This is a genomic window from Pseudomonas californiensis, assembly GCF_021147775.1.
In the GTDB taxonomy this organism is placed as follows: Bacteria; Pseudomonadota; Gammaproteobacteria; order Pseudomonadales; family Pseudomonadaceae; genus Aquipseudomonas; species Aquipseudomonas californiensis.
This window is the reverse complement of sequence record NZ_JAGTPK010000080.1, coordinates 1-4,716: the sequence shown is the minus strand read 5'-3', so window position 1 is coordinate 4,716 and position 4,716 is coordinate 1. Positions and strand designations below refer to the sequence as shown.

4 protein-coding genes are annotated in these 4,716 nt (G+C 54.8%); 1 reads left to right on the top strand and 3 read right to left on the bottom strand.

What is annotated here, in order from left to right; genetic code table 11:
* Positions 1 to 64: 64 nt before the first annotated feature.
* Genes KDX37_RS28640 through KDX37_RS28630 form a run of 3 tightly spaced genes read right to left on the bottom strand, consistent with a single transcriptional unit; the run spans position 65 to position 3,761 of the window.
* Entirely contained in the window at positions 65 to 3,097 is a 3,033-nt protein-coding gene (locus tag KDX37_RS28640; protein ID WP_231656560.1) for a Tn3 family transposase, read from the bottom strand.
* Positions 3,098 to 3,108: 11 nt separating this feature from the next.
* Positions 3,109 to 3,510, bottom strand: a complete 402-nt coding sequence (locus tag KDX37_RS28635) for a type II toxin-antitoxin system VapC family toxin (protein ID WP_044345837.1) — start codon at positions 3,508 to 3,510, stop codon at positions 3,109 to 3,111.
* Between the two features lie 8 nt (positions 3,511 to 3,518).
* Positions 3,519 to 3,761: an antitoxin gene (locus KDX37_RS28630; RefSeq protein ID WP_054071615.1), complete on the bottom strand. Its 243-nt coding sequence runs from the start codon at positions 3,759 to 3,761 to the stop codon at positions 3,519 to 3,521.
* 173 nt (positions 3,762 to 3,934) lie between these two features.
* On the opposite strand from KDX37_RS28630, the gene KDX37_RS28625 reads away from it, so the two are divergent.
* A complete protein-coding gene (locus tag KDX37_RS28625) occupies positions 3,935 to 4,618 on the top strand; it encodes a recombinase family protein (RefSeq protein WP_231656559.1) in 684 nt (227 codons plus the stop codon).
* Positions 4,619 to 4,716 lie beyond the last annotated feature (98 nt).

Below are 4,716 nucleotides of genomic sequence, written 5' to 3'. Positions count from 1 at the left end.
GGGGTTGTACGCCCAAACCCCAGATTTTTTTGTTGGACTGAATGACGGCCCCCAGAAAGCTTCGTCATCCCACATCCATTCCTTCAATTATTATATCGAGGTCAATAAGCTTCCCTTCGCTGTTAAAGGTGTAGTGCCCGTTGAGCAGGATGTGTCGCCAGGCTGCCGGCGATATTTGAGCGATCCATCCCAGTGCCTTGGTGTTATCGCTCGCCTCGTACTTGGTCAACAGCCGGGACAGGATCGCGGAGTTGTAGAAGATGATCGTGTTGGCAATCAGACGCGCGCACTGGTTGCTGATCTCTATCTCAATGTCGGTGCGTCCGGTCAACTCTTTCTTGCCCCCGACCTGGGCGATGGCCGAGCGTAGCTGGTGATAGGACTCGATGCGGTTTTGCGAGCGGTGCACGTTGCGCTCCAGTTGCGGGTCGCGCAGATAACGCAGTGTATAGATGCTGCGCACCAGTTTGTCGTACTCGAAGATTGCACGCCGCGTCGGGTTCGGCGCGGTGTAGGTGCAGAGCTTGCGAACCAGTACTCCTTGCGTCATCTCCTTCAGACCCAGTGTGGCGACAATCTGATCGATATTGGACTTTTCGCTGATAATGAGTTGCCGGTCGATCTGGCCGACTGGCCGGATCAGACATTTATCATAAAGTGACAGGTCATCAGCGCAGTACAGTTCCTTCAACTGGTGGCCGAGGTTGGTGAAGCGCGGCTCAAAACTCGAACTAAACCACTGCAGGATGGCGAAGTTGAGCTTGTTGACACTGTGCATGTCTCCGGTGATTGCGGTCGGCACGATATCTGATGTATTGCGATACCAGATGTCGAACACATGGTGACCTTCGTAATCGTGTGCCCCTATCAGGTCGCCATTAATTGGCACGTGGTTGCACAGCAGCGTGTAAGCAACCACCCCCTTGCCTCGGCCAAAGTATTTACGCGAGTAACGCGCCTTGATGGTGGGCCGTTCGACGCTAAACTTCTGACCGTCGACTGCGCCGTACAGCACATCGGGGTCAAACGAATAATGCGGGAAGATTGGCAGCGCGCTAATGCCGTTGCTGATGCAATCGTTGGCGGCTTGGAGTGATGCCTGGCGCAGGTATTGCTGATAGGTCGTCTCCAGCACATGGTAGGGAATGTCGCTCGTCTTAGCCATTACCAGGTTGCCGTGGTTCATGGCCTGGGCGATGATCACCGCCATCAGACTGTCGGTATCAGCCACTTTTTTTGCGTAGCGTGGCTGCAACGGTGTCAGTGCGGCCAGAAATTGACACTGGTTGTCGACAAAGCGGAACACGTCGGCGATATCGCAGAACGGCAGCTGCTCGTAGAAACTCTTTTCACGCACGGGCTGTTTGTCGGCCTTGGGTTTGCGCCAGATCAGCACCTGGGTGTCCTTGTCATACTCCAGCTGCGTCAGCTTGCCCTGTTTTAGTTCGCGGTTGAAGGTCAGCCATTGCGTGTGCAGCTCGGCTTTCAGTTTATCAAGCTGAGCCTCAATCGGTTGTCGTAGGAAGGGGATCTCCATCTGCGCCAGTATGTCGGCTTTATCCTCCAGCGAAACCAGCTCGTCCATCAAATGGCGGTGCTGCAAGCTGTCGTCCAGATAGATTTCGCCGGACTTGAAACGCTTCCTGATCTGTCGGTACAACCAGAATTCGTAGCGGTCCGGGTACAGTCCGGTCGCATTGCCGTCACCATCGAACGTCAGCAGATACGGCCGCAGCCGTTTGGGCAGTGTCGCTACCGGGCATTCCGTCAGCGGCCTCTGCGTCAGGCGTTGCTGCCTGGCGAACACGCCCTTGGTCCAGCCGAGCGCCGTGAGCCACGGATTGTCCGTGTTGATACTGGAAAAATCGAGCGCGCCGAACAACGGACGCAGCTGCCGACGCATACGGTCGGCAATACCATCGACGGCCAGCCAATGTCGTGCCAGCTTGTTTGCCGGTTTTATACTCATACGCTGCGCGGTACTTTGCAGCGTGCCCTTTGACATGATCTTGTAGGCACGCTGCCGTACCTCGCCAAACGGCGTGGGATCGGCCACGCTGTCGTCGACATAGAGCGAGAGCAAACGCCCGACCTGTGGCGTTTCCTGCTGCCGGCGAAGTTGTTCGGTGTCGAAGGATTTCTTGGCCGCCGCGCTGGTTTCATCCTCCAACCGTTTCATGTGATAGGCCAGCGCATCGACCAGGTTGTCGGTAAGCTGCCGATAGCGCAGCCAGGCGTAACACAGCAAGTAAAGGTGGGTCTGATCGGACCGTAGCCGACGCAAGTCGTAGACGGTGTAGAAATTCACCAGGCTGGCGTAATAGAGCAGGTTTTGCTTCGAAATGCCGAGTTTCGGCAGCAGTCTCTTGGCTATCCAATGCAAGGGGGCTAGCGTGGCACGCTTTTCGCGCTCACGAGCCATCTGTCGCCACCGGAAATCCTTGGCGTCCTGGCGCAGTACTGCGAGGCCAGAAAGCACATCGTCGCGTTTGATCAGCTCGCCAAGCGCTGCCTTGTCGGCTTCGCTTAGCACCTCCTCCAGCAGATCCCCCAAACGTCGCCGCTCAGTCGACAATGTCTCGCTGATCAGTTCTTGCAGTGTGGTGTAGCCCGGTCGGATAATCTTATGCTCGTGGAGCCAGACAATCAGTTCAGATGCCACAAAACCGGGCGTCACGTCGCGTCGAGCGACTTGTGCGGCCTGTTGCGTGAGCTGATGCAGGAACTCCTTTGACCAGGGCCTGTAGCCGAACAGCTTTGCGATCTGACGACGCTGCGTATAGTGCTCGTGGTCAGTTATCGCCTCAGGCTCAAACACCTCACTGTGGAAGTAACGACTCAGCACAAAAGCGACATCGCTCTCTACGTCAGGAGTCCATGCGAAACGGAAAAAAGCGTGTTTGGCCTTGAAGTAGCTGATCTGCAAGATGCAGTAGACCTGAGCATCGATCCCTGGACGACTTGTGGCGAGTGACAGTTCCGCCTCCGACAACGAGAGGTATTCCAGTTGCTGGCCATCATCGAAGTCGGGTAGCCCATAGAGGGCTTCCTGTTCGGCGCATGACAGGATCGTCAGTAGTTTATTCTTCACCACCATCCGTTAGCGCCTCAGCGTCCGTCTATCCAATCTTCGACAGCAAGTACGCCATCAGGAACAAAAGCAAACGCCTTGTCATTGGTAATGAGCGTCGCGTTGGCAGCTACGGCATGCGCAGCAATCATCATATCAAGTGCGCCCAGAGTGATGCCGACCGCTGCGCAAGAAGCTCGTAAGTCGCCATAGACGGTGGCGGCATGCCCATCCCAGGGCAAGACCTGGACACGAAGCAAAAACTCTCGGATTAGGTTCGCAAGGGCTGCTGGATGGCCCTTGCGGGCCAAGCCATAAAGCAATTCCGCTTGTGTGACGGTCGAGATAACGATGCTGTCCATCGGCTGTTTTGCTAGACGCTCGCGAACTTCGGGAGGATGCCCCTTTATCACGTAACTCGCCGTATTCGTATCGAGCATGTAGCGCTTCAAAACAGCTCTCTCTCTTTGGCTGGCCGGTCTTCTCGATCTGCCATGAACCCTGCTGGAATCTTGGTGCGATCGGCGAGTGCGAAGAACTCAGACCAAGATGCAGGCTTAGGTGACAGGACAATCTCGCCGGTGTGAATATCTCGACGTATGAAGACTTCCGTCCCCTGAAACCGAAACTCTTTTGGAAGCCTTACTGCTTGGCTTCGCCCTGTGACGAATAACTTGGCGGTGGTTGGCATGGAGGAACTCCTTTCATGATAGCTATCAGGAGTATGTATCTAATAGTGATAGATATCAATAGTACCTATCATATGCCATGAGGCTGGTTCGAATTGGGTATCCCCTTAGCGAACCGACAATATGTGGTACTGTATTACTTGCCGAACAACCCAAATAGGACCAGTTCGCCAAAATGACCCTATTGGTACCGATGACCTACTTTGTCCGTGCATACCTGCGCGCTTCAACCAGCGAGCAGGACGCGCAACGAGCACGAGGCGCATTAGATAGCTTCGCTCGTGAGCGTGGAGTGGTTATTTGCAACCATTACGCAGAAAACGAATCAGGGGCACGACTTGACCGCCCAGAACTGTTTCGACTTTTAGCCGACAGCCGACCCAGCGACGTGCTGTTGGTGGAAGACGTTGATCGGCTATCGCGGCTAACCGGTGGCGAATGGGAAAAACTCAAAAAATTGATTCGAGAACGACAGGTTCGTGTGGTTGCCGTCAACGTCCCGACCACTTGGCAGCATCTTGCACCCGCGCAAAATGAATTCGATGCGCGCATGTTCGGAGCTATCAACGACATGCTGCTAGACATGCTGGCTGCAATTGCACGCCGTGATTATGAACAGCGCCGAGAGAGGCAAACGCAAGGTATTGCCAAGGCCAAGGCGAACGGGAAGTATCGAGGACGGCAAGTCGATCAAAATCGATATGGGGCTATTAACAGACTATTGGCCAGTGGTAGTTCGTGGTCGCAGGTGCAACGAACGATTGGCTGTAGCCGAAGCACAATCAGCAGTGCAATCAAATATGCACAAAAAATCGCAGTTAAATCTGGCCCTGAAACCACCAATCCGATCGGCCTGTAAGTTACGCGGTTGAGGCTTTCTCCCCCATCAAGCGATTAGCGGGTGGCTCCGTTCTTCAGCATCCGACAAAAAAATCTGGGGTTTGGGCGTACAACCCC

What these genes read in the sequence shown, in the direction of transcription:
- KDX37_RS28640 (WP_231656560.1), bottom strand. Translation starts at nt 3,097, where the DNA reads ATGGTGGTGAAGAATAAACTACTGACGATCCTGTCATGCGCCGAACAG.
- KDX37_RS28635 (WP_044345837.1), bottom strand. Translation starts at nt 3,510, where the DNA reads ATGCTCGATACGAATACGGCGAGTTACGTGATAAAGGGGCATCCTCCC.
- KDX37_RS28630 (WP_054071615.1), bottom strand. Translation starts at nt 3,761, where the DNA reads ATGCCAACCACCGCCAAGTTATTCGTCACAGGGCGAAGCCAAGCAGTA.
- KDX37_RS28625 (WP_231656559.1), top strand. Translation starts at nt 3,935, where the DNA reads ATGACCCTATTGGTACCGATGACCTACTTTGTCCGTGCATACCTGCGC.